A 22,649-nucleotide genomic window follows, 5' to 3' on the forward strand; every position below is an offset into this window, starting at 1 on the left:
GAATCCGGGCGGAAATCGCCCTCTCAAACGCGGAATTTGCGTCACTAAAGTCCATTTTCGACGCCTGATTCTCCGCGGGATGCGTCCTTGCGCGTCAACTCGGAATTGTTCAGAGGTTCCCTATAAATCCCTTTCTAACGGACCAATCCGGCGACACGTACCCTATTCCGATCTCTTTGACAAAAAGCCGGACTTCATTTTCCGATTTTGCCAAACGGAGAAGCGGCTATCATCCATATGCCGTACCCGGTTCACGCATTAGGCGCCATAGAACCAAGGCAAACAGCAGCAGAGCCGGCACGTCTCCTAGCAGGTTTACCCGATCGGTTTCGTCCAGGATCGCGTGAATCAACATGATAACGCCATGGACGACACTCGACCAAATCGTAAACCAGATTAGGCTTGAATTCGCTAACGGATCCTTTGCTGCCAGGATCAGGAATACGCCCAGGGTAGCATAAACCCCGAGAATCATATGTTCGTACTCCGGTTGGGGTGGCGTCCAGCCCCAACCGGAGGGCCACACGAACATCATCATTGCCGGGAGGCCAACGATAAACATTAAACCAATCACGATCAGTGCGATCTTGAGATATTTCAGTCTCTTGACTTCGTCCACGGCATTTTTCCTTTTGCGAATCAGGTCGTCGATCGCGAATCGAATGACATCGAGACGGTCGCCAGCATGCCGACTCGCTATAGGATTCACGGCTTGAGCATAAAGTCCTCGGATTCAACCGATCTTTCAATCCGTACCGCTACGGAGGCATTACGGGTCATCCCTGTCGTCACACGCAAAGAGACAGGCTTCGGATTGTAGGCGGGTGACCCTACGGTCGGGATACCCGGCATATTCAGGGCCGATTTGAGGCTGCCCGATATTCGACGAAGCCGTTCGGTACCCTTGCCTTCGGTTCGATCGGAAAAGGACGGTCCAACGCGGATAATCCACTGCAGGTGACCGAAGGAAGGCCCGAGGAATGAGGGGCAGCACTCGCATTTCCGGATCATCAGGTGTTTCCCTGCATGCAAGACTTCTGTGCTGCGGGCCGTTCGGAGACAATGACGCCTTACCGGGCGCGGTGAAAGGACCGCCCCATGTTGGCAACGAGGCATGACCCCGGAGGCGGCGCCTTATCACCCCAGATCCATTCCGAACTTACCGGAGAATCCGAATGACCCTCCCTTTAGCCGACAAGACCGTCGTCATCACCGGCGCCAGCAGCGGACTCGGAGAGGCAACGGCACGCCATCTGGCGGCGCTCGGCGCCGCTGTCGTGCTGGCCGCGCGCAGAACCGACCGTCTGGAACGTCTGGCCGCAGAGATCGAAGCATCGGGCGGCCGCGCCCTACCCGTCCGCATGGACGTTTCCCAACGCGAGGACTCAGAGCGGGTGCTCGCCGAGGCTGTCGACCGTTTCGGCCAGGTCGATGTCTGGATCAACAACGCGGGTTTGATGGCCCTCGCTCCGCTGGACAAGGTGCAGGTCGACCAGTGGGATCGCATGATCGACGTCAACATCAAGGGTGTGCTGTATGGAATCGCCGCCGCCCTGCCCCACATGCGCGCCAAGGGTTCCGGACACATCATCAATGTCGCGTCGGTCGCGGGACTGAAGGTGTTCGCCCCGGTCGGCACCGTGTATAGCGCCACCAAGTTCGCGGTGCGCGCGATCTCCGAAGGACTGCGTGCCGAAGCCGGGCCGAACCTGCGCGTGACGCTGATCTCACCGGGTGCCGTGGCGTCCGAGTTGCAGCACGGCACGACCGATCCCGAGACCGCCCGGTTCGTCGGAAGCTTCTACGACGCGAACGAGATTCCCGCCGATTCGGTCGCGCGGGCCATTGCCTATGCCATCGAACAACCGGCTGATGTCGATATCAACGAAATCGTGTTGCGCCCGACCATACAGGAGTTCTGACCCGGAACTGGTCCGAACCGATCAGGTTAAAGCCATGCGCTTCCGGTGATCCTCGGAACCCGGCATCGTGATCCAGTGACACAGTGAGAGGCCCCAGCCCTATTCCTCGCGATCGATGCAGGCGCGCGCGACCAAGGCAGTCAGAGCGGTGCGCCACGCGGGGCCCCGTCCGGGGTGTAGAATGGCACCCCGTCGATTGGCTCAGGCGGCCCGCATAGACATTACCCGAGGCGGACGCCAAGGTTGTAAAGCGGTGCGCTCGCGAGACCTGTTCACGAAACTACGCGCCTCGGCTCTCATCAGGAATGGACATGTATCGAGCGCTTGTCTTGCTGCTCCTCATCACGCTGACCGGGTGCGGGACGCCGCGGTTCGATATCACCGAGGCACCGGCCGGCACCACGGCGGATCAACAGGCGCTGGATACGGCGCAATGCTCGCGCAAGAATCAGGTTCACGGCCCGTGGCTGCTCGGGGTGGGCAGTGCCATTCTTTACAGCCTGCGCAAGGCGGGATACCAGGAGTGCATGAATACCTTGGGCTATGCCGTGACGGAGCGCGACTGATATGGACGCCAAACTGCTCGTGCTTCGCGCCTCTATGGGTCTCGGCCTGGCTGCCTGCGCCCAGACAGCCTATCAGATCACCGCTGCACCTGCGGCACGGGATCTGTCATCGGAGACACGCGACGTCATGGAATGCGACAGGGAGAGCCATATCAACCCGTTGGCGCGCACCCTGCTGTGCGGCGTAGGTGCCGCGATCTGCCGGGATGTCGTCGACAGCCGCTATCGGAAGTGCATGGGCGACCGCGGCTATCGTCTCAAGCCCATCGGCTAGGCCGTTGTCCTTCGGGCTCCCGCGCGGCAACGCGGCAGGTAAAGACGAGCGGAGTGAACCGCCGCGATTCCCGATCGACATAAGTCGCCTGCAGCACAGACCAGCCCGAGCCACCGGGACGCCGCAACCGACCCCATTGCGGACAACGCTGAATACCGGTGAGAGGCCTTTTTTCGCCCGCTGGACCCGGCCGGTCGGGTCGACAGTTCCGGGCCGTTCCAGTATCCTTCCGCGGCTAAATCGGCGTGTTTCACGCGCGCCGGCGCCAGATTCTCGCGCTGCCCGCGCTCCCTGCCCCGCGGCCTTCAGCGCCAGCCACTTCTTCCGTACGGAGCATGACACTGATGAGCAACAAAAAGGCCTTGTCCCTGATCCAGTCCTACTATGACGCCTTCAACGCCGGCGACATGGACACTTTCCTGAGCCTGCTGACCGACGACGTGATCCACGACGTCAACCAGGGCGGCCGCGAGATCGGCAAGGACGCGTTCCGCACCTTCATGGGCAAGATGAACGCGCACTACAAGGAACAACTGGTCGACATGGTCATCATGGCATCCGAGGACGGCACGCGGGCCGCGGCGGAATTCGTCGTGCTGGGTGAGTACCTGAGCACCGACGAAGGCCTGCCGCCGGCGAACGGCCAGACCTACCGTCTGCCGGCCGGCGCATTTTTCGACATCCGCGACGGGAAGGTCGCGCGGATCACGAACTACTACAACCTGCAGGACTGGATCGCTCAGGTCGAGCGCAGCTGATCATGAGCGGCGGCATCGAGATCAAGCACCTGTCGGGCCGCGACATCGAGCCCTATCTGGGCGACATGGCGCGCCTGCGCATCGAGGTATTCCGCGAATTCCCGTATCTGTACGACGGCACCCTGGAATACGAGGAGCGCTATCTGCAAACCTACGTCGAGTCGCCGGACAGCATCCTCGTGCTGGCCATCGATGAAGGACGCGTGATCGGCGCGTCGACCGGTCTGCCGATGGAACACGAGACCGAGGAATTCAAGCAGCCCTTCGTCCAGCATGGCTACGATCCGGCGCGGATTTTCTACTGTGGCGAGTCGGTGTTGCAACGAGCCTATCGGGGCCGCGGCATCTACAAGCAGTTCTTCACCGGGCGCGAAGGCCAGGCCCGAAAGCTCGGACGGTTCGATTACTGCTCTTTCTGCTGTGTCGTGCGTCCGGCGGACCACCCACTGCGTCCGGCGGATTACGCGCCGCTTGACCCGATCTGGACCAAATTCGGTTACGTGCGGCATCCGGAACTGCAGACGAGTTATGCGTGGAAGGATGTCGGCGAGTCCGAAGAGACCGACAAGCCGATGGTTTTCTGGCTGAAGGCAATCGGCGGAAACGCCTGATGGCGGCAAACACGTCCATCCGGATTGCGGCTGCGCAGTATGACATCGGCTTCCTGCGGAACTGGGATACCTACCGCGCGAAAGTCGAGCAGTGGGTTGCAACTGCGGTGGCCGAGCGCGCCAAGCTGCTGGTATTCCCCGAATACTTCAGCATGGAGCTCGCCTCCCTGTTTCCGGAGGAAGTTTACAGTTCCCTGTCGCGGCAACTGGAAGCGTTGCAGGGCCTGCTGACGGATTTCTCGACCCTGTTTTCCGAACTGGCGCGCAAGCATCAGGTCTGGATCGTGGCCGGCACATTCCCGGTCCAGCAGTCCGACGGCTCCTACCGCAACCGCTGTCATTTATTCAAACCGCAGGGCGGGTGCGATCACCAGGACAAACTGATGATGACCCGGTTCGAGAACGAACAGTGGTTCATCGGCGCCGGTGAGGAGATCCGCGTGTTCGACACCGACTTCGGGCGTGTCGGCATCAACGTCTGCTACGACAGCGAGTTCCCGATCATCGCGCGCCGCCAGGTGGAAATGGGCGCCAACCTGATTCTGGTGCCGAGTTGCACCGACACGGTCGCCGGCTATTTCCGCGTGCGCATCGGCTGCCAAGCGCGGGCGCTGGAAAACCAGTGCTACGTGGTCCAGTCGCCCACGGTCGGGGCGGCACCCTGGTCGGAAGCGGTGGACTCCAACATCGGCGCGGCAGCGGTCTACACGCCGGTCGACTACGGCTATCCCGACAGCGGTATTCTCGTAATCGGCAATCGCAACCGGCCCGAATGGGTTTATGCGGACATCGACCTGGAGTCGATCGGCCGGATTCGCGACACCGGTCAGGTGTTCAATTACCGCGACTGGCCCAAGCAGTTCCTTCCGTCCTGATCGGCGGCGGGCTGCTACCGTCAAGCCTCTGAGTTTTAAGCCTTAAGTCTCAGGTGCGGCATATTGTCGCACAGGGTAGCTAAATGCACATGACGAGGTGACATGACTGCCCGCTTTATGTGTAACATCGATCGCGCAAAGTCCCTGAATACTTAGGGCCCTTCGTCCGACCCGGCGCGTTGACGCACCGGGCGGTTGTTGAACGCTCAAGTTGGAGATCGATTGATGGTAGCAAAACGCACCAAAACCGAAGAAGTCGTCGTGGAAGAAGTCGTGGAAACGCCCAAGGGCCTCGTTCGCGTGATTACCGAAAGCGCTGCGGATGCCCGCACCGCGGCTTCGAATGCGACACAGGCAGCCGGCAAGGTGGCTCGGAAGACGATTTACTCGGGTTTCTATTACGTGACCTACGGTGTCGTCTACGGCACGCTGTTCGTCGGCAGCCTCATCCCGTCGAACAACGCGATGGGAGAAGGCGTGCATGATGGCGCTGCAGCAGCGCGCAAAGACTTCGATGCGCGCGGCCAACAGGCGGAGATGTCCTCCCCACCCGCCGACGTTTCCGCAGCGCCAGCCTGATCCTGCGGCCGGGCCATCCCACCCGCGGGTGGTCCGGAACCCTCTCTACCTGTGGCGTCGCCGGCCCCGGAAAGCTCCTGCTGCCGGCATCGCACTCTGCCCTTCTCGCAACGGCCGAATCATCGCTACAGGCGGCTGTGCGATCCGTCGCACAACGGCGCCTTGAGGGTTGCCTTGCAGCCGCAGAACCAGACCTTCTTGGGCTCCGCAACGTCGAGCCGCACGGGCGCGAAACTCGTGCCCTTGTGGGAACCATCGCAAAAGGGCTGCCGCGCCGAACGCCCGCAAGCACACCACCAGTAGGTTCCGGGCTCGACATCGATGGCATAGGGACTGGTCTGAGGTACGGTCGGTTGATCGGTCATACTCGGTCTCCTTCGTTCTTCGACGTGGAAAATACGGCCCGCCGCATGGCAGCCAAGGTCAGCGGGGCGGTTGCTCGGCCGATGCCTTCGCGGCCAGTGCGATGCCTTCATGCGAGACACCGGCCCAACCATCGCACATGAAGCGACGGATATTCGCGTGATTCATTCCTTCGGGCGCGTTCAGGACATCCCGACGGTAAAAGTCTCCGAACAGCGCCAGGGTCTCCTGCTGGTCCAGACCGAGCAACCGCCCAAGATAGAAGATCTTGCACGATCCCTCATTCGTGCCGGCCTCGTTGACGATCGGGTCGTCCCCTAGCCCGTTCGTGAAGCGGCAGGGCCGATAGACGTAATGATCGTTGATGACGGCCATGACCTCATTGAACGTGACGGGCATTCCGGCCCTGACACGACGGACCAGTTCATCGGGGGTCATCAGTCACACACTCCGCATTGATAACAAAGAGCCACTGGCGGGACCAAGCAATAGGTTTTTCCGCTGCTTTCATCGCTTCCCCTGCCCACCCACGAGCGGCTGTACCGCGCGCCAGACGTTGTCGAAAATCACGGGCTGTGCCGCCTCATTCGGGTGCAAGCCATCGGCCTGCATGTACTGCGTCTGCCCGCCAACGCCGTCCAGCATGAACGGCACCAGCGGCACTCCGCTCTCCTTTGCCAGCACGGGAAACACACCTTCGAAGGCCTCGGCGTAACGCCGCCCGTAATTCGGCGGCAACCGCATGCCGATCAGCACGACAGCGGCACCGGCAGCGCGCGATTGCCCGATGATTTCGTTCAAGTTAGTCTTCATCTGGGCTGGGGACAACCCACGCAGCCCGTCATTGGCTCCCAGTTCGACGAGCACCAATCCAGGCTTGTGCTCGGCCAGCAGGCCCGGCAGTCGTGCCCGCCCGCCGCTCGTCGTGTCGCCGGAGATACTGGCGTTGACGACGCGGTCACCGTTGACGACTGCCAGCCGCTGCTGCAACAAAAAGACCCAGCCCTGGTCTACGCTGGACAGTCCATATCCGGCGCTTAGACTGTCGCCCAACACGAGCACAGTCTGCGCTGACAACGCCCCGGAAAACAGACAGGCGAGAATGAAAGCGAGTTTATTGAACATGGAAATAGGATTGGGTGCCGGCCAGCTTTCGGGTGAACCGAACCTGATCGAAGTCTTCAGCTTGAACAAGTATGTGGACACCGCCGAGGGCGTCCTGACTATCTTGACAGCAGTCGATCTTGCAATCAAATCAGGGGAAAGCGTCGCCATCGTCGGTGCCTCGGGCTCGGGCAAGTCGACGCTGCTCGGCTTGTTGGCCGGTCTCGACCTGCCGTCTTCCGGCCGCATCGTTCTCGACGGCGCATCCTTGACGGAGTTGTCCGAGGACGGTCGGGCCGACGTCCGCCGACGGTTGATTGGCTTCGTCTTTCAGTCCTTTCAGCTGATTCCGAGCCTCACCGCGATCGAAAATGCCATGCTGCCCCTGGAACTCGCCGGGCGGAGATCGGCGCGCGAGGAAGCTCAAGCAATGCTGGGCCGCGTCGGACTCGAACACCGTCTACGTCACTACCCGCGACAGCTCTCCGGTGGAGAACAGCAGCGCGTGGCGCTGGCCCGCGCTTTCGTGACGAACCCCAAGATCCTGTTTGCCGATGAACCCACCGGGAATCTGGACCGCCGTACTGGCCAGAGCATCATCGATCTGCTCTTTCGCCTGAACAGCGAGCATCGCACGACGCTGATCCTGGTAACGCACGATGAGGCACTGGCCGGACGCTGCGACCGGATCATCCGGCTCGATGGCGGGCAGATCATGTCGGACGCCACCGGAGCCGTACGATGATGACACGCTGGATGGCAGCGTTTCGGCTGGCCGGACGCGAACTGCGGTCGGGCGAGTTGACCATCCTCGTCGCCGCCATCGTGATCGCCGTCGCGAGCAGCACCACCGTCAATCTGCTCAGCGACCGTCTGAATCGCACCATGACCCTGCAGGCTGCCGAGTTCATCGCGGCTGATCTGGTCGTCACGGGGCACGACCCGACGCCTGATGCATGGGCCGCCGAGGCATCGGTCAAGGGTCTGGCAAAGGCCGAGACGGTGGAATTCCCCAGCGTACTAATGGCCAACGACCAGATTCTGCTGGCAGGAATCAAGGCCGCCAGCCCCGGCTATCCGCTGCGCGGACGCCTGCGCACGACGACCCGGGGGCCTGCGGAGGAGATCGACACGGCGGACGTCCCGCGACCCGGACAGGTTTGGGTCGACCAACGCGTCTTGACCACACTCGGCCTCGGCATCGGCGACGAGATCGAGGTCGGCGACAAACGCCTGACCATCGATCGTATCCTGACGCGCGAGCCCGACCCGCGGGGCGACTTGTACAGCCTGGCGCCGCGCGTGCTGATGCATCTTTACGACCTGGCGGCCACGCGGGTCATCCAGCCTGGCAGCCATGTCCACCACTACGCCCTATACAGTGGCCCGGAGGAAGCGATACTGAGCTTCAAACGCTGGCTGGAACCTCAGTTGCACCCGGGCCAGCGCATCCTGGATGTGCATGAGGATCGCCCGGAAGTCGGGAATGCGCTGAAACGGGCCCAGCGCTATCTGGGCCTGACCACACTGGCGGTGATTCTGATCGCCGGCTGTGCGATCGCGATGAGCGTGCGCCGTTATACCGAGCGGCACTATGACCTCACGGCCATGCTCAAGTGTTTCGGACTTTCGGCCACGGAGGTCACCACGCTTTATGCCCTGCAGTTCCTGGCGATCGGTAGCATGGCCAGCCTGTTGGGATGCGGCCTGGCCTGGCTGTTCCAGGAGGGCGCGGTCTACCTGCTAAAGGATATGCTACCGCAGGCGCTGGTCCCCGCCAGCGGTACGGTGATCGGGGCGGGCATCGCAACCGGTCTGCTGGTACTGATGGGTTTTGCCCTGCCACCGCTGCTCCGCCTCGGCCGCTGCGCGCCGCTGCGCGTACTGCGGCGCGACCTCGAGCCCGCGCCGAGCAGTGTCTGGACCGTCTACGGACTCGCCCTGGGTGCGCTCGGACTCCTGTTGTGGCAGCGCACCGAAGATCTCGAACTGACGGCCCTTATCCTGGGCGGCGCGCTACTCGTGATCGCCCTGCTCGCGGGTATTGCCTGGGCCTTGCTCAGCATCGTCGACCTGCCGGGAAGCCGGCTCGGCATCGCCTGGCGGTTTGCGGCGCGGAATCTCTCCCACAACCGGGCCCTGGCAATCTCTCAGGTGCTGGTATTCGGAGTGACGCTGATTGCCATGTTGCTGACGGTGCTGGTTCGCACCGAACTGCTCGCCGAGTGGCAACGGCAACTGCCGCGGGATGCGCCGAATCATTTCGCGTTGAACGTGTTTGAGAGCGATGTTCCGGGCATGGCTGAGGTGCTGAAATCGGGCGGCATCCGGGCCAGTGCCTTCTACCCCATCGTTCGCGGCCGGCTGACCGCCGTCAATGGTGTCGACGTGCGGAAGCGCGGGACCAGCGACGGCACCGCCGACGCGGCGCTCAACCGCGACCTCAGCCTTACCTGGTCGGCGACGGTACCCGACGAGAACCTGATTACCGACGGGCATTGGTGGAGCGAAGACCGAACGCCGCAGGTGTCGGTCGAGGAGCGGCTGGCAGGAAATCTGAAGCTGCGCCTGGGAGACCGCTTGAGCTTCAATATTGCCGGCAGCGAAATGGACGCCACGGTGACAAGTTTCCGGCGCGTTCGCTGGGATACGATGATGCCGAACTTCTTCATGATCCTGTCGCCGGGCAGCCTGGAGCGCCATCCCCACACCTACCTGACCAGTTTTTACGTACCCTCTGACAACAAGGGTTTCCTGCTGCAGTTGACCAAAGCATTCCCGAACATCAGTCTGCTCGAAGTGGACCGGCTGCTGCAGCAGTTCCAGATGATCATCCGGCAGGTCGGGGGTGCGGTGGAGTATCTGCTGCTGTTTGCGCTCGCGGCCGGGTTCATCGTGTTGTTCGCAGCCGTCCGTGCATCACTGGATGCCCGCCTGTATCTGGACGCCGTGTGCCGGGCGTTAGGCGCACGACAAAGCGTGCTGCGCCGGAGTCTGTGGCTGGAGTTCGGTGCGCTCGGCCTGATCGCCGGCCTGTTGGCGGCCTTGAGTGCCGATCTGGTTGCCTGGGTCGTGTTCGAACGGGGCTTCAACCTCGATCCGCACGTGCATCCGTTGTTCTGGCTCGGCACGCCGCTGATCGCCGCTGTTGCGATCGGCACCGCGGGCTACTGGAACGCGCGCCGCTATCTGCGCAAAAGCCCGATCACGGTGTTCAGGGAGTTGTGACGCGGGTCTTGCAGGGAAGTTGAAAGGCTGGGCGGGTGAGGTCCCCCGCCCTGCTCCCGCCGGTAGTCCCGGCGGGAGTTTCGAAGCGCACCTAGAGATTTTCTATCACGCCGAACTGAGCGGCGAACGCGAATAGTGCCGCAACTGTTCGCGCGTGCTGCAGCAGCGAGCTACTTGGGTTGAATATTGATGTCGGCGACCCAACCGCCGTTGCCCTGGCAGGGGCCTTCCGTGACTTTGACCTTCACAAACTTCAGCATGCCGACGCCTTGCTCAGCCTCGACGACACCCGCGGTGCCCGGCGACACATGACAGACGATCTGCTTGTCGTCTTCTTCCGTCATCGCGACGCTGGTGAGCTGCGGCAAGGCATTGATCTGAGTGTCTCCGCCGTTGGGGTTCTTCAGCACCACGGCCTGGCCGATGGCTACGGAGGCCTTGGCGACCTGGCCTTCGCTCCCGCCACCGCTGAGCGCAAGCACCAAACCAATCACGGCTGCTGCACCCACGACAACATACAAGATTTTCGGATTCGACTGGAAGCTGCCCAGAAGATTCTTGGCTGCATCTCCCGCCTTTGCGACCTCTTCCCCAGCTGCCTTCGCGGCCTCTTCAGCGACCGCCTTCGTTGTGTCGTCTGCCATTATCGTTGACCTCCTCTGACTTATACCTGTTTTATCCAGATGGGATGCAAAACCCCGACCCGCGAGGGTAGGCGCACGTTATCACGTTGTGCAAGCCTTGCAAACTTCTTGCTGGGTTCGTAAACGCTGGGGCTGATGCCGGAATTTTCCGCGCGCCGTGAGTGCCTTCCGCATTAATCACCACGCATCCGTTTGCACACCACCACGGCAGTATGGCCCGCTGTACCCCCTTTCGACATTCGCCGGAGACACGAGCGCAGTCATCCGTTGCCCCAATTCCTTTGTCACCGCTCCCCGCTATTGGTTCAGCCGATACGCCCTGAGGTGTAGAAATTTCCGAGTCCATGACTCGTCGCACGCCATCGCTTCATGCCCGGAACGGACGGCATGTGTCCGGAACTTGCCCCGGCAAACTTGATTGCCTGGACGACTGGCCCTACATTCACCAGCACGCTTCCCAAGTTGACGGGCTCAGCACATGGCCCGGAGAATTCACCGATGACCAGCAAAATCCCCTCGACGCGGCGGGCCGGCGATGTGACATCGTTTCTTGACCGCCTGTCGGGCGTTCCGGTGGTCAAGTCGGCCCCGGAACGACAGCACCTGATCTTTGCCCTCGATGCGACGGCGAGCCGTGAGCCAACCTGGCGGTCGGCACAAAAGATTCAGGGGGAGATGTTCGACGTCGCCTCGGGGCTCGGTGGCATCGAGATTCAGTTGTGCTACTACCGTGGTCTGGATGATTTCGATGCCAGCGCCTGGACAGCCGATACCGCGGAACTGCGCCGTGCCATGGCGGGCGTCGGCTGTGTTGGCGGTTACACCCAGATTGCCCGCCTGCTCGCCCACGTTGCGCGGGAGCGCAAAACCCGGCCTGTCAGAGCATTTCTTTTCGTCGGCGATAGCGTCGAGGAGCCGGTGGACGAACTCTGCCATCAGGCCGGGCTGCTCGCGCTACTCGGCGTACGCGGTTTTCTGTTTCAGGAAGGCCGCGACCCAACGGCGGAGCGCGCCTTCCGGCAGATTGCAGGCATTACCGGTGGCGCCTATGCACACTTCGACGCCCACAGTGCAGATCGCCTGCGGGACCTCCTCGGAGCGGTCGCGGCCTATGTCAGCGGCGGACTGCAGGCCCTGGAAGATTACGGGCGCCAGCGCGGCGATAGCGTGCTGCAATTGACTCGCCAGTTGCAAAGCCGGTGATTCAACTTATTGTTCTGCTGACGCTCGTCCTGATCCTAGTCCTCTCACTGCGAGGCCTGGCAGCGACGGGAGCGACCGTGCTGCGCCAGGCGGGCAAGCGTCTCGTCGTCTGGTTGGCCGTGGGGATTCTGATCTACCTGGCGGCCACCGGGCGCCTCGCCGTCGTCGTTGCCCTGGCGGGTGCTTTGGTAGCGGCCATGTTCCGCCTAGCACCGCTCCTGGTGCAGTTGCTGCCGGTGTTCCACCGGCTCTGGCGCCAGCGTGCCACGGCGACGGTGCCGCCCGGAGGGCATGGCGACATCACGACGACCGAAACCCGCTACCTCCGCATGGAGCTCCGCCAGACCACCGGCGAAATCAGCGGGCGCGTGCTGCAGGGCGCGTTCGCCGGGCGCGATCTCGGGTCCCTGTCGCTCGCGGAACTTGCTCGTCTACGGCACGAATGCAGCGGCGTGGATCCCGATTCGGTCGCTCTGATCGAAGCCTATCTGGAGCGCCTACACGGTCCCGGGTGGCAGGCGAAGGCGAACGCTTCCGACTCCGGAGCGGGGACTCATTCGGCACGCATGAGCCGGGATGAGGCCTACGAAATACTGGGGCTGGCGACCGGAGCCACGCGCGAGGCAATCATCCAGGCCCACCGGAAGCTGATGCAGCGCGTTCACCCCGACCGCGGCGGTTCAGACTATCTGGCATCCCAGATCAACCGGGCCAAAGACACGCTGCTCGGAGGCTGAGCGCCCTTCGGCCGCGCGACCGACTCACATCCGGACGAAAGCCTGGCATGACGCCGCCGCCGGGGTTTTGCCGCTCGGCGCACGGCTGGCTTCGGCGCGGATTATCGAATACGATTCAGGGCCATTTCGGCAGATGCGATCCGCTTCCGGACCTCAGGGCAATGACGATTCCAAAGGTATACGATGTTCCGTCCTCATGGGCCGAGAACGCGCTGATCGACGACGCGCGCTATCACAGGCTATACGAACAGTCCGTACGCGACCCTGACGCCTTCTGGGGCGAGCAGGCAACCCATTTTCTCGACTGGACGCGACGCTGGGAGACGGTATCCGACTGCGATTTCCGCAGCGGGACCGTCCGTTGGTTCGCGGGCGGGCGTCTCAATGCCTGCGAGAACTGCGTCGACCGTCATCTGCCGTTGCGCGCCGAGCAGACCGCCATTCTGTGGGAAAGCGACGATGGCGAAACCGTTCGCCGCCTGAGCTACCGGGAGTTGCATCAGGCAGTCTGCCGGTTGGCCAACGCGTTGAAGCGCCACGGTGCCACCAAGGGCGACCGGATCTGTATCTATCTGCCGATGATTCCGGAAGCGGCCATCGCGATGCTGGCCTGCGCGCGCATCGGCGCTATCCACTCCATCGTCTTCGCCGGCTTCTCGGCCGAAGCGCTGAAGGACAGGATTCAGGATGCCGAATGTGCGTTCGTGATCTGTGCCGACGAGGGTCGCCGCGGCGGCAAAGTCATCGGCTTGAAGCAGAATGTCGACCGCGCGCTAGAGGCCTGCCCAAGCGTCCGATCCGTGTTCGTGGTCCGCAACACCGGCGCTGCGGTCAACTGGTTACCGTCCCGGGACGTGGCCTACGACGAGGCTATGGCCGCGGAGTCCAAGGACTGCGAGCCCACGGAAATGGACGCCGAGGATCCCCTGTTCATCCTGTATACCTCAGGGTCGACGGGCAAACCGAAAGGCGTGTTACACACGACTGGCGGGTATCTGTTGTTTGCCGCGATGACGCACCGCTATGTGTTCGACCATCGCGATGGCGATGTCTATTGGTGCACGGCCGACGTCGGCTGGGTCACGGGGCACTCCTATCTCGTCTACGGGCCGCTGGCCAATGGCGCGACCACGCTGATGTTCGAAGGGGTTCCCACCTACCCGGATCCGTCCCGGCTCTGGCGGATCATCGACAAACACCGGGTCACCATTTTCTACACGGCGCCGACCGTCGTCCGTTCCCTGATGGGACTGGGTGACGAATGGGTTACTGCGACCCGACGTGACAGCCTGCGCCTGCTTGGATCGGTGGGTGAGCCGATCAATCCCGAAGCGTGGGAGTGGTATTACCATGTGGTCGGCGACGCCCGCTGTCCGATCGTCGACACGTGGTGGCAGACCGAAACCGGCGGCATCCTGATCACACCCCTACCCGGCGCCAATGCCTTGAAACCCGGGTCGGCGACCCGACCCTTCTTCGGCATCGTACCGGCGCTGCTCGACCCGCGCGGCACCGTGGTCGAGGGTCCCGGCGAAGGCTCGCTGGTAATCGCTGCTTCGTGGCCCGGTCAGGCGCGCACGGTTTTCCGCGACCACAAGCGGTTCATCGAGACCTACTTCTCAGCCTATCCCGGCTACTACTTCACCGGAGATGGAGCCCGACGCGACAGCGACGGCGACTACTGGATCACCGGACGTATCGATGACGTGCTGAACGTCTCAGGCCACCGGATGGGGACAGCGGAGATTGAAAGCGCCCTGGTGCTGCATGATGACGTCGCGGAAGCCGCCGTTGTCGGCTACCCCCACAATGTCAAAGGCCAGGGGATCTACGCCTTCGTGACGCCCGTGGCCGATGTCGCGCCGAGCGAGAAGCTACGGCGGGAACTGATCGACCTCGTCCGCAACGAGATCGGCGCCATCGCGAGCCCGGATTACATCCAGTTCGCGCCGGCGCTACCGAAAACGCGATCCGGCAAGATCATGCGCCGAATCCTGCGCAAGGTGGCCGGCAGCCAGTTCGACGAACTCGGCGATACCTCGACGCTCTCCGATCCTTCGGTGGTCGAGGACATCATTCAAAACCGGGTTAAAATGTCCGGGTAGACAACTCGCCAATACTCATTACAGACGGAGTTTGCCATGAAACTTGTTAGCGCCGTGATCAAGCCCTTCAAGCTCGATGACGTTCGGGAAGCCCTCTCCGACATCGGTGTCAGCGGTCTTACCGTCACCGAAGTGAAGGGTTTCGGCCGTCAGAAAGGGCATACCGAGCTTTATCGCGGCGCTGAATATGTCGTCGATTTTCTGCCGAAGGTCAAACTCGAGGTGGCGGTCTCCGACGACCAGTGCCAGCGGGTCGTCGAAGCGATCGTAAAGGCGGCGAACACCGGCAAGATCGGCGACGGCAAGATCTTCATCACGTCGCTGGAGCAGGTCATCCGCATCCGGACCGGGGAAACGGGCGACCACGCACTCTGACATCCGGGCAGAGTCCCTGGCTGCCCGTCAGCTCAGGGACTAAGGCGGGGCGTCCAGCGCCTCGTCCGGCGCAGTGTGTTCACGGCAGATCTTCTCGGCGTCGGACGGCTGCAAGGCCTCGAGCGTCAACCCACACCATCGGCTCCCGTCCGCCTCCAGCCGATGGTGGCGGCAAGTGCCGCAGACACCAAAGGATTTCAACTGATTGGCCTTCTGCATCGCCTGCAACAGGCCCTGCAAGGCCGCCACGATCTCCTGAGAGGCCTGTTCCGTCAGTTCGCCCATCGCCAAAGCCAGGACGCGCGGCGGGATCGCCTCGGCCAACAGGGCCTCCCCGGTGGGCGTCAGCACCAGCCTGACGACGCGTCGATCCTTGCCATCCGGGATTTTCTCGATCAGCCCGTTAGCTTCAAGCACGCTCAAGGTCTGCGACACGGTGCCTTTGGTTAGACCAAGATACTCCGCGACGGCCAGCGGCGTATTCGAGTAGCGGTTGCAACTGCTGAGGTAATGGAGCGCTTCGAGCTGAACGGGTTGGATGCCGTTCACCGGAGGAACCCGGCGGGCGCCCATCCGGACGAGATTTCCGATACGTTCCAGGTAATCGTAAGCGTGATTTGCGATTGTTTCTTTCATGACATCAAATCGTAGCGGATCGCTAAGTCTTTGACAAGCAAAGAAGCGAATCGTCATCGCGGCGGCAACCGATGACCGGACTCACGCGAATGATGGGTATGCGAGAGGGCGCACAGGAGACGGCGTCGCCCGTCCTGCCAGGACTGCGGCACGGCGAAAACCGAGCCGCAATCAACTAGTTACTCAGAGGTCGCTGACGGCGCGCTCGAAGAACGGCGGCGCGGTGAGTGCGGCGCGGTGCATCGCAGCGCTGTAGTACTCGGTTGCGAATGGCTTGGCGAGCGCCGCCTGCTCCCGGAAGGGCTCAAAGGGGGTGGCACTGGCCATCGTGCCGCTCCACCACCCGGAGGGGTAGATGAATTGCGGGAAGAACAGGGTCTGGCGATGCGTTAAGCCGGCGGCGCCCATGACACGATACATCGAACGGATCAGATCCAGGTGCAACAGCGGAGACTCGCTTTGCTGAGCGAGAATTCCGCCCGGACGCAGACATTTAAGGCAATCACGATAGAACGCTTCGTTGAACAACCCCTCCGCCGGACCGACCGGATCGGTGCTGTCGACGATGATGACGTCCACACTGGCCGGCGCGGCCTCCTTGACCCATCGGATGCCGTCGATGAACAGCAACTCGGCGCGGGGATCCGTGTTGGCCGTGCACAACTCGGGAAAGTGGATTTCCGCCAAGCGGGTCACCCGCTCGTCGATCTCGATCTGCGTGGCCTTTTTGACACCGGGATGTCTCAGGACTTCACGCAGGCTTCCGCAATCGCCGCCGCCAATGATCCAGACCGTTTCGGGTTGTGGATGCGTGAACAGCACCGGATGCGTCATCATTTCGTGGTAGAGGAAATTCTCGCGGGTGCTGACCATCGTGCACCCGTCAATGACCATCAACTTCCCAAAGCATTCGGTGTCGAAGATCTCGATTTTCTGAAACGCCGTCATCTCCTCGTGGAGCTTGCGCTTGATGCGCAATGACAGCGCGCTGCCGTGCTGTGGATAGGTTTCGGTAAACCAGTTTTCTTCGTCGCGCATCGCTAAACCCTGAATTTGGCAAGACCGGCGATTTTCCACATAATCATCGGCCTTTCAAGGAATACTGCATGACATCCTCCGACTGGAACATCAGGCGCGCCCGCGAGACCTACGCGATCGAACATTGGAGCGACGGTTACTTCGACATCGACGAGTGCGGCGAGGTCATCGTGCGCCCGCGCCGGGCCGATGAACACCGGAAGCTGAGCCTGACCGATATCGCCCAGACCGCGCGCCAGGAGGGCCTTTCTCTGCCCTTGCTGGTCCGTTTCACGGATATCCTGAAGGATCGTGTCGCTCTGCTGCATGACGCGTTCGAAAGCGCCCGGCGCGACCACGACTACACCGGCACCTATACGCCCGTGTATCCGATCAAGGTCAACCAGGAGCACAGTGTCATCGATGCGCTGTACCGCAGCGGAGAGGCCAAGGTCGGACTCGAAGCCGGCAGCAAATCCGAGCTGCTCGCCATTCTGGCTCTGGCGGGTTCCGATACCGTCATCTGCAATGGATACAAGGACCGGGCCTATGTCCGCCTCGCGCTGATCGGTCGACGGCTCGGACTGAACCTGTTCATCGTCGTGGAGAAGCTCTCGGAACTCGACCTGATCATCAGTGAGTCGAAAGCCCTCGGGATCGAGCCGCAGCTCGGACTGCGCGTCCGGCTGCACAATGTCAATGCCGGCAAATGGCAGAACAGCGGGGGCGAGAAATCGAAATTCGGCCTCAATCCCGGCGATATCCTGAAACTGACCGAACGGCTCGCGGCGGCCGGCGGCCTGTCATGGCTGCAGCTGATGCATTTCCACATGGGCTCGCAGGTTGCGAACATCAACGAGATCAAGCCGGCATTGCGGGAAGCGACCCGCTTCTTCGCCGAGTTGTGCCGTCTGGGTGCGCCAATCCGCTATATGGACGTTGGCGGCGGGCTGGGCGTCGACTACGACGGCACGCATTCGAACAGCTCCTGCTCCATCAACTACACGATCCAGGAGTACGCGCAGAGCATCGTCCGGGCCGTCTCAGAGATCTGTGCCGAGCACCGGTTGCCCGAGCCGCATCTGATCACGGAGGCGGGTCGTGCGATGACGGCGCATCATGCCGTGCTGATCACCAACATCATCGACATCGAATCGGTGTCGGACGAAGTGCCGCCGCCCATGGACGGGGGCGTGACGTGGACCCACGATCTCGAGAGCCTGCTGGAACGCAGCGCCGTGGAACAACCCCTCGGAATCTATCACGACGTCGAATTCGAACTGCAGGAAGCGCGCAACATGTTCCTGCAGGGCAAGAGCGACTTGCCGCATCTGGCCCGGGTCGAACGCTTGAGTTTCGCGGTCTTTCATCGTTTGCGACGCCGTTTCGACGTGCGGTTGCGGGCGCATCGCGAGGCACTGGATGAATTGAACGAGAGGCTCGCCGACAAGGTTTTCTGCAATTTCTCGGTGTTTCAATCGATGCCCGACGGCTGGGCCATCGATCAGATCTTCCCGGTCATGCCGCTGCAGCGCCTGGACGAAGAACCGGTCCGCCGTGCGGTGATTCAGGATCTGACCTGCGATTCCGACGGACGAATCGGGGCCTACATCGATTGTCAGAGTATCGAGAAGACGATGCCCATCCATGGCATGCGGCCCGGCGAGTCATACCTCATCGGCATCTTCATGGTCGGGGCCTACCAGGAAATTCTGGGCGACATGCACAACCTTTTCGGCGACACCCATTCCGTAAATGTCGAGGTAGGAGACGACGGCCACTACCGCTTCGTGCAACCGGTCCACGGCGACGGTGTCGACGACCTGCTGCGGTACGTGCATATCGATCCCGAGGAACTGGAACGGGCCTACCGCAAGAAGCTGAACGAGGCACAGCTCACGCAGGCCGAGCGCAAGCTCTACGAAAGCGAGCTGATCGCCGGCCTGAACGGCTATTCCTACCTGGAAGAGCCTTCGTGAAGGTCGGCTTTGTCGGACTCGGGGCCATGGGCGAGCCAATGGCACGGAATCTGGCCGCGGCCGGGTTACTGGCCGCGGTGTGGAACCGGACGCCTGCGCGGGCCGCCGCGCTGAGCGCCGCGCTCGGTATCGACTCTGCACCCTCCCCGGCCGAACTCGCGGCAACAGTGGATGTGGTCATCATCTGCGTATCGGCGGACGCCGACGTCATCCGTATCGTCGACGCCTTGCGGCCGGCAGCAAGGCCCGGTCTGGTCGTCGTGGACTGCTCGACCGTGAGCCCGGACACCGCCCGTAAAGCAGCGCAACGGCTAGGCGAAGGCGGCGCGGAGTTCCTCGACGCACCCGTGACCGGCGGCGTCGAAGGCGCGCGCAGCGGCAGACTCGCGATGATGATCGGCGGGAGCCCCGCAACGCTGGCAAAAGTTGAGCCGGCACTCTCGGCGATGGCGACACGCATCGTATTCATGGGCGACACCGGCGCAGGCCAGGCCGCGAAGGCCGTGAATCAAGTCATGTGCGCAGGTATCAATCAGGCCGTGACCGAGGCCCTGGCGTTCGGCGAGAAACTCGGCCTCGACATGGACCGCGTGATCGACGTGGTGTCCGGTGGAGCCGCCGGAAACTGGTTCCTGGAGAAACGGGGACCGACGATGACCCGTGGCACTTTCGCGCCCGGATTCAAACTGGCGCTACATCACAAGGATCTCGCGATCTGCCTGTCGATGGCAGCGAACATGCAAATCGACCTGCCGTTGACGGCTGCGACGCTGGATGACTATACCGCGTTGATGGCCGATGGCTTCGGAGACGAGGATATCTCGGCCCTGTATCGGCGGAAACGGCCATGAACTGCAAAGACCACGGCCGGGCGGTCAGCGCCTGCCCGCTCGGCGTCGGCAGTTTCCGACCCGCTGCACCGTTGCACTGACGAGACCTCCCGGCATTTCAGCGGCCTTCGGCCGGCCGCCGGCTCGAACCGTCCGCGACCCTGCTTGTCAGACGAGGGCCGCGTCTCCGGGACGGGTTGACCAGCCGCTATTCGCAGCTGCCGTACTCGAGTTGCGCCGTCTCGAAGGCACTGTTTTCCTCGGAATTCAACCGGATGACGGCCTGCAGCGCCTTCAGCTTGTCCTCAGCTGGTTTCATTTTGGCGTTGAGCGCCTCGAGTTGCGGGTAAAACTCGTTGACGGTTTTTTCATCATGCGAACGGTGCGCCACCAGCAATTTGGAGCGCAACGAACTCTGCTGACACCGATCGGCCCGTGTATCGCGCAACAGGCTGACGGCCTGCTCCAGATCTGCCGACGACGCGAAACCCGGCGAAGAAACCATACCGCCGGCGAGCAAGGCCGCGGCCGACAAGATCCGCACTGAAAACACCTGCATGCTCCCCTCCGAAACCAGTGTTTGTTATTTTCTAACTGCGAAACGCGTAACGGATTGTATACCCAGACACACGATGATGAGCATCCTGCCCTGTTTGCCCCGGCCACGAACTGCCCGCCCGCTTTGCGCCCTGCCCAGGCAGCCAGACAAAAAAAAGGGTGTGGCGACAGCGCCACACCCTGCAAACGCCGCGCTCGCTGCTAGCTACGCGGTCATGCAAAGACTCAAAGCAACAGACCTTCCCGATCGAACCGAGTTCCATCAATCACATAAGGGGCCTTCGGGTCGCTCCGGCGGGCTGAGCCCCACTCCAGCGACAGCCGCTCGGAGCGGTCGCGCATTGCCGTGTGGTGAGGATGTTGGCGATGCATGACGAACAACTGTTGCGCTATAGCCGCCAGATCATGCTTTCGGAAGTCGATATCGAGGGTCAGGAAAAGTTGCTCGCGAGCCGGGTCCTGATCGTCGGAGCCGGCGGACTCGGCTCACCCGCTGCGATGTACCTCGCGGCAGCAGGCGTCGGCACGCTGGTGCTGGCCGATGATGACCGGGTCGATCTCTCGAATCTGCAGCGTCAGATCCTCCATCACACCGACCAGATCGGCCAAGCCAAGGTCGAATCGGCGGCCAACACGCTGTACCGGCTCAATCCCGATCCGCGGGTCATCGGCATACCGCGTCGACTCGGGGATGGCGAACTCGCGGTGGAGGCCGCCCAGGCGGATGTGGTTCTGGACTGCTCCGACAACTTTGCCACCCGCTTCGCCGTCAATGCGGCCTGTGTCGCAGCCAGAACGCCCTTGATCTCGGGTGCCGTGATCCGCTTCGAAGGCCAGCTTGCAGTCTTCGATGCGCGATTGCCCGATGCGCCCTGCTACCACTGCCTGTATCCGGAGACACCGCAGACCGACCTCGACCAAAGCTGCGTGCGCAGTGGCGTCATCGCACCGTTGCCGGGTCTGATCGGAAGCTTCCAGGCACTTGAGGCGATCAGGCTATTGCTCGATCTCGGCGAACCGTCCACCGGACGCCTGTTGGTTTTCGACGCCTTGGCGATGGAGTGGCACACGCTGCGACTGCGCCGGCATCCTCGGTGTCCCACATGCGGCCAACCGGTCGCGGACACCTAGCACGGCGTGCGGGGCGGTCTGACCCAGGGCACCACGTGCGATTGATGCTCGGGTGGATAGTTGACATGGCACGAGAAAGTACCCATAATGGCGATCTCTACGCGGGAATAGCTCAGTTGGTAGAGCACAACCTTGCCAAGGTTGGGGTCGCGAGTTCGAGTCTCGTTTCCCGCTCCAGTTCTGGCCCTCGGGCCGCTTAGCGATATCTCGCATCTTCCGGGTTTACCCAAGGCTGAGTGGCAGAGTGGTCATGCAGCGGCCTGCAAAGCCGTGTACGCCGGTTCGATTCCGACCTCAGCCTCCATTATCCCTGCCTGAACGCCCCCGCCGCATTGCGACTGTACTCCAGCCGCTGTCGAACCGGATCGGCGTCGCAGTGCTGTTCGGCACGACGCACAATCCGGCTCGAAACACGGGCTAAACCGTCTAGCTGATGCGCCCCTCGCCGCGGCGCACCACCGTTTGCCGCATGAGCACCATTGCGCAAGGGCGCTTGCGGCGCTGATGCAGCGACGTCAGGCCTTGCGCTCCATCAATGCCAGCCCCCGTATTGCTTCGTCGGATCGCCCTTAAAGCTCTCGGTGGTTTGAGCACCGCCACTCCCGCCACCGGATTTCCGCCGCTGTGCGATGGCTGCACCGGCCGCCTTCGCCAAGTTGGCCTCGCTAAGCCCACCGAGCCCCATTGCCGTATTGACGACAATGGTCGTCACGGCGCTGATGTCCTGCTCGGCCGCGTCGGGGTTGGTGACGGCCGCCTTGATGGGTTCCCCGGGATTTTCGGCCGGATACGCTGTGATGACGAGCGGATAGCGAGTTCCCGCAGGAATCGTCAGTTGGTATACCGAATCGCCCTTCAACTCGGTCCGCGCTGCCACCACCCCCGCACCATCGGTCGCTTCGATCGTCGCTGCCGTCACGGGCCCATCGTCGTTCAGCACGTGCCCGGTCAGTTGAGTCGACACCGGCGCGGCCCCGGAACGACTGCCCGATGGTGCGTTGTCGCAGCCCGCCGCGCAGGCGATCGTCACTGCAAGCAGCAGCCGGGCCCCAACCCCGGACATTTTTCTTTCGTGCTCGGATTTCATGCAACCTCCTTTCCTCGCAAAGAATGCTGAAGGCAGGCTCGGAACTCGCCGGCTGCCACCTGTTATT

General features: G+C 62.3%; 25 protein-coding genes and 2 tRNA genes. 18 read left to right on the top strand and 9 right to left on the bottom strand.

Annotated elements, in window-relative coordinates:
* Positions 1–229 precede the first annotated feature (229 nt).
* Positions 230–619 carry a DUF6632 domain-containing protein gene (locus BWR02_RS12085; protein ID WP_139558023.1) on the bottom strand — a complete coding sequence of 130 codons (390 nt, stop codon included), beginning with the start codon at positions 617–619 and terminating at the stop codon, positions 230–232.
* Positions 620–1,175: 556 nt separating this feature from the next.
* On the opposite strand from BWR02_RS12085, the gene BWR02_RS12090 reads away from it, so the two are divergent.
* From BWR02_RS12090 to BWR02_RS12120, 7 genes are all read left to right on the top strand, one after another.
* Positions 1,176–1,922, top strand: a complete 747-nt coding sequence (locus BWR02_RS12090; RefSeq protein ID WP_139558024.1) for an SDR family oxidoreductase — start codon at positions 1,176–1,178, stop codon at positions 1,920–1,922.
* Positions 1,923–2,233: 311 nt separating this feature from the next.
* Entirely contained in the window at positions 2,234–2,488 is a 255-nt protein-coding gene (locus tag BWR02_RS12095) for a hypothetical protein (RefSeq protein ID WP_139558025.1), read from the top strand.
* Between the two features lies 1 nt (position 2,489).
* A complete protein-coding gene (locus BWR02_RS12100) occupies positions 2,490–2,762 on the top strand; it encodes a hypothetical protein (protein WP_139558026.1) in 273 nt (90 codons plus the stop codon).
* 344 nt (positions 2,763–3,106) lie between these two features.
* Entirely contained in the window at positions 3,107–3,520 is a 414-nt protein-coding gene (locus tag BWR02_RS12105) for a ketosteroid isomerase-related protein (RefSeq protein WP_139558027.1), read from the top strand.
* Positions 3,521–3,522: 2 nt separating this feature from the next.
* Positions 3,523–4,131, top strand: a complete 609-nt coding sequence (locus BWR02_RS12110) for a GNAT family N-acetyltransferase (protein WP_139558028.1) — start codon at positions 3,523–3,525, stop codon at positions 4,129–4,131.
* Positions 4,131–5,006, top strand: a complete 876-nt coding sequence (locus tag BWR02_RS12115; RefSeq protein ID WP_139558029.1) for a carbon-nitrogen hydrolase family protein — start codon at positions 4,131–4,133, stop codon at positions 5,004–5,006. The genes BWR02_RS12110 and BWR02_RS12115 overlap by 1 nt, the downstream gene beginning before the upstream one ends.
* A 225-nt stretch (positions 5,007–5,231) precedes the next feature.
* Entirely contained in the window at positions 5,232–5,585 is a 354-nt protein-coding gene (locus BWR02_RS12120) for a hypothetical protein (protein WP_139558030.1), read from the top strand.
* Positions 5,586–5,710: 125 nt separating this feature from the next.
* On the opposite strand, the gene BWR02_RS12125 is transcribed toward BWR02_RS12120, so the two are convergent.
* The 3 genes from BWR02_RS12125 to BWR02_RS12135 form a co-directional block, all read right to left on the bottom strand.
* Positions 5,711–5,950, bottom strand: a complete 240-nt coding sequence (locus BWR02_RS12125) for a CDGSH iron-sulfur domain-containing protein (protein WP_139558031.1) — start codon at positions 5,948–5,950, stop codon at positions 5,711–5,713.
* 58 nt (positions 5,951–6,008) lie between these two features.
* The gene (locus BWR02_RS12130) at positions 6,009–6,386 is read right to left on the bottom strand and encodes a HopJ type III effector protein (RefSeq protein ID WP_139558032.1); all 378 of its coding nucleotides are present in this window, start codon (positions 6,384–6,386) and stop codon (positions 6,009–6,011) included.
* A 69-nt stretch (positions 6,387–6,455) separates the two neighbouring features.
* Complete coding sequence (locus BWR02_RS12135; protein WP_139558033.1) at positions 6,456–7,073, bottom strand: arylesterase; 618 nt, start codon at positions 7,071–7,073, stop codon at positions 6,456–6,458.
* Between BWR02_RS12135 and BWR02_RS12140 the strand changes: the two genes are divergently transcribed.
* Positions 7,072–7,797: an ABC transporter ATP-binding protein gene (locus BWR02_RS12140; protein ID WP_201276248.1), complete on the top strand. Its 726-nt coding sequence runs from the start codon at positions 7,072–7,074 to the stop codon at positions 7,795–7,797. The genes BWR02_RS12135 and BWR02_RS12140 overlap by 2 nt on opposite strands.
* Positions 7,794–10,280: an ABC transporter permease gene (locus BWR02_RS12145; RefSeq protein ID WP_236102198.1), complete on the top strand. Its 2,487-nt coding sequence runs from the start codon at positions 7,794–7,796 to the stop codon at positions 10,278–10,280. Before BWR02_RS12140 ends, BWR02_RS12145 begins: the two co-directional genes overlap by 4 nt.
* A gap of 170 nt (positions 10,281–10,450) precedes the next feature.
* On the opposite strand, the gene BWR02_RS12150 is transcribed toward BWR02_RS12145, so the two are convergent.
* A complete protein-coding gene (locus BWR02_RS12150; RefSeq protein ID WP_236102200.1) occupies positions 10,451–10,924 on the bottom strand; it encodes a hypothetical protein in 474 nt (157 codons plus the stop codon).
* 498 nt (positions 10,925–11,422) lie between these two features.
* On the opposite strand from BWR02_RS12150, the gene BWR02_RS12155 reads away from it, so the two are divergent.
* The 4 genes from BWR02_RS12155 to glnK all read left to right on the top strand — a co-directional run bounded on the left by BWR02_RS12155 (position 11,423) and on the right by glnK (position 15,344).
* The gene (locus BWR02_RS12155; RefSeq protein WP_139558035.1) at positions 11,423–12,127 is read left to right on the top strand and encodes a VWA domain-containing protein; all 705 of its coding nucleotides are present in this window, start codon (positions 11,423–11,425) and stop codon (positions 12,125–12,127) included.
* Positions 12,124–12,864 (top strand): DnaJ domain-containing protein, encoded by a 741-nt coding sequence (locus BWR02_RS21295; protein WP_139558036.1) that lies wholly within the window; start codon positions 12,124–12,126, stop codon positions 12,862–12,864. Before BWR02_RS12155 ends, BWR02_RS21295 begins: the two co-directional genes overlap by 4 nt.
* A gap of 161 nt (positions 12,865–13,025) precedes the next feature.
* Complete coding sequence (gene acs / locus BWR02_RS12165; RefSeq protein WP_139558037.1) at positions 13,026–14,969, top strand: acetate--CoA ligase; 1,944 nt, start codon at positions 13,026–13,028, stop codon at positions 14,967–14,969.
* Positions 14,970–15,005: 36 nt separating this feature from the next.
* Positions 15,006–15,344: a P-II family nitrogen regulator gene (glnK, locus tag BWR02_RS12170; protein WP_139558038.1), complete on the top strand. Its 339-nt coding sequence runs from the start codon at positions 15,006–15,008 to the stop codon at positions 15,342–15,344.
* Positions 15,345–15,383: 39 nt separating this feature from the next.
* Here the strand turns inward: glnK and BWR02_RS12175 are convergent, their stop codons facing one another.
* Both BWR02_RS12175 and speE read right to left on the bottom strand, forming a co-directional pair.
* Entirely contained in the window at positions 15,384–15,980 is a 597-nt protein-coding gene (locus BWR02_RS12175) for a MarR family winged helix-turn-helix transcriptional regulator (RefSeq protein ID WP_139558039.1), read from the bottom strand.
* Between the two features lie 183 nt (positions 15,981–16,163).
* The gene (gene speE, locus BWR02_RS12180) at positions 16,164–17,018 is read right to left on the bottom strand and encodes a polyamine aminopropyltransferase (RefSeq protein ID WP_139558040.1); all 855 of its coding nucleotides are present in this window, start codon (positions 17,016–17,018) and stop codon (positions 16,164–16,166) included.
* Positions 17,019–17,086: 68 nt separating this feature from the next.
* On the opposite strand from speE, the gene speA reads away from it, so the two are divergent.
* Together speA and BWR02_RS12190 are read left to right on the top strand one after the other, a co-directional pair.
* Positions 17,087–18,976: a biosynthetic arginine decarboxylase gene (speA, locus tag BWR02_RS12185; protein ID WP_139558041.1), complete on the top strand. Its 1,890-nt coding sequence runs from the start codon at positions 17,087–17,089 to the stop codon at positions 18,974–18,976.
* Positions 18,973–19,827 carry an NAD(P)-dependent oxidoreductase gene (locus tag BWR02_RS12190; protein WP_139558042.1) on the top strand — a complete coding sequence of 285 codons (855 nt, stop codon included), beginning with the start codon at positions 18,973–18,975 and terminating at the stop codon, positions 19,825–19,827. Before speA ends, BWR02_RS12190 begins: the two co-directional genes overlap by 4 nt.
* A 187-nt stretch (positions 19,828–20,014) precedes the next feature.
* Here BWR02_RS12190 and BWR02_RS12195 read toward each other — a convergent pair whose 3' ends face one another.
* Positions 20,015–20,365 (bottom strand): hypothetical protein, encoded by a 351-nt coding sequence (locus tag BWR02_RS12195; RefSeq protein ID WP_139558043.1) that lies wholly within the window; start codon positions 20,363–20,365, stop codon positions 20,015–20,017.
* Positions 20,366–20,730: 365 nt separating this feature from the next.
* On the opposite strand from BWR02_RS12195, the gene BWR02_RS12200 reads away from it, so the two are divergent.
* From BWR02_RS12200 to BWR02_RS12210, 3 genes are all read left to right on the top strand, one after another.
* Entirely contained in the window at positions 20,731–21,495 is a 765-nt protein-coding gene (locus tag BWR02_RS12200; protein WP_139558044.1) for a HesA/MoeB/ThiF family protein, read from the top strand.
* 101 nt (positions 21,496–21,596) lie between these two features.
* Positions 21,597–21,672, top strand: a tRNA-Gly gene (locus BWR02_RS12205).
* A gap of 53 nt (positions 21,673–21,725) precedes the next feature.
* Positions 21,726–21,799, top strand: a tRNA-Cys gene (locus BWR02_RS12210).
* Positions 21,800–22,027: 228 nt separating this feature from the next.
* Here the strand turns inward: BWR02_RS12210 and BWR02_RS12215 are convergent.
* Positions 22,028–22,582 carry a hypothetical protein gene (locus tag BWR02_RS12215; RefSeq protein WP_139558045.1) on the bottom strand — a complete coding sequence of 185 codons (555 nt, stop codon included), beginning with the start codon at positions 22,580–22,582 and terminating at the stop codon, positions 22,028–22,030.
* Positions 22,583–22,649: the final 67 nt, after the last annotated feature.

Source organism: Methylotetracoccus oryzae, assembly GCF_006175985.1.
Classification (GTDB): Bacteria; Pseudomonadota; Gammaproteobacteria; order Methylococcales; family Methylococcaceae; genus Methylotetracoccus; species Methylotetracoccus oryzae.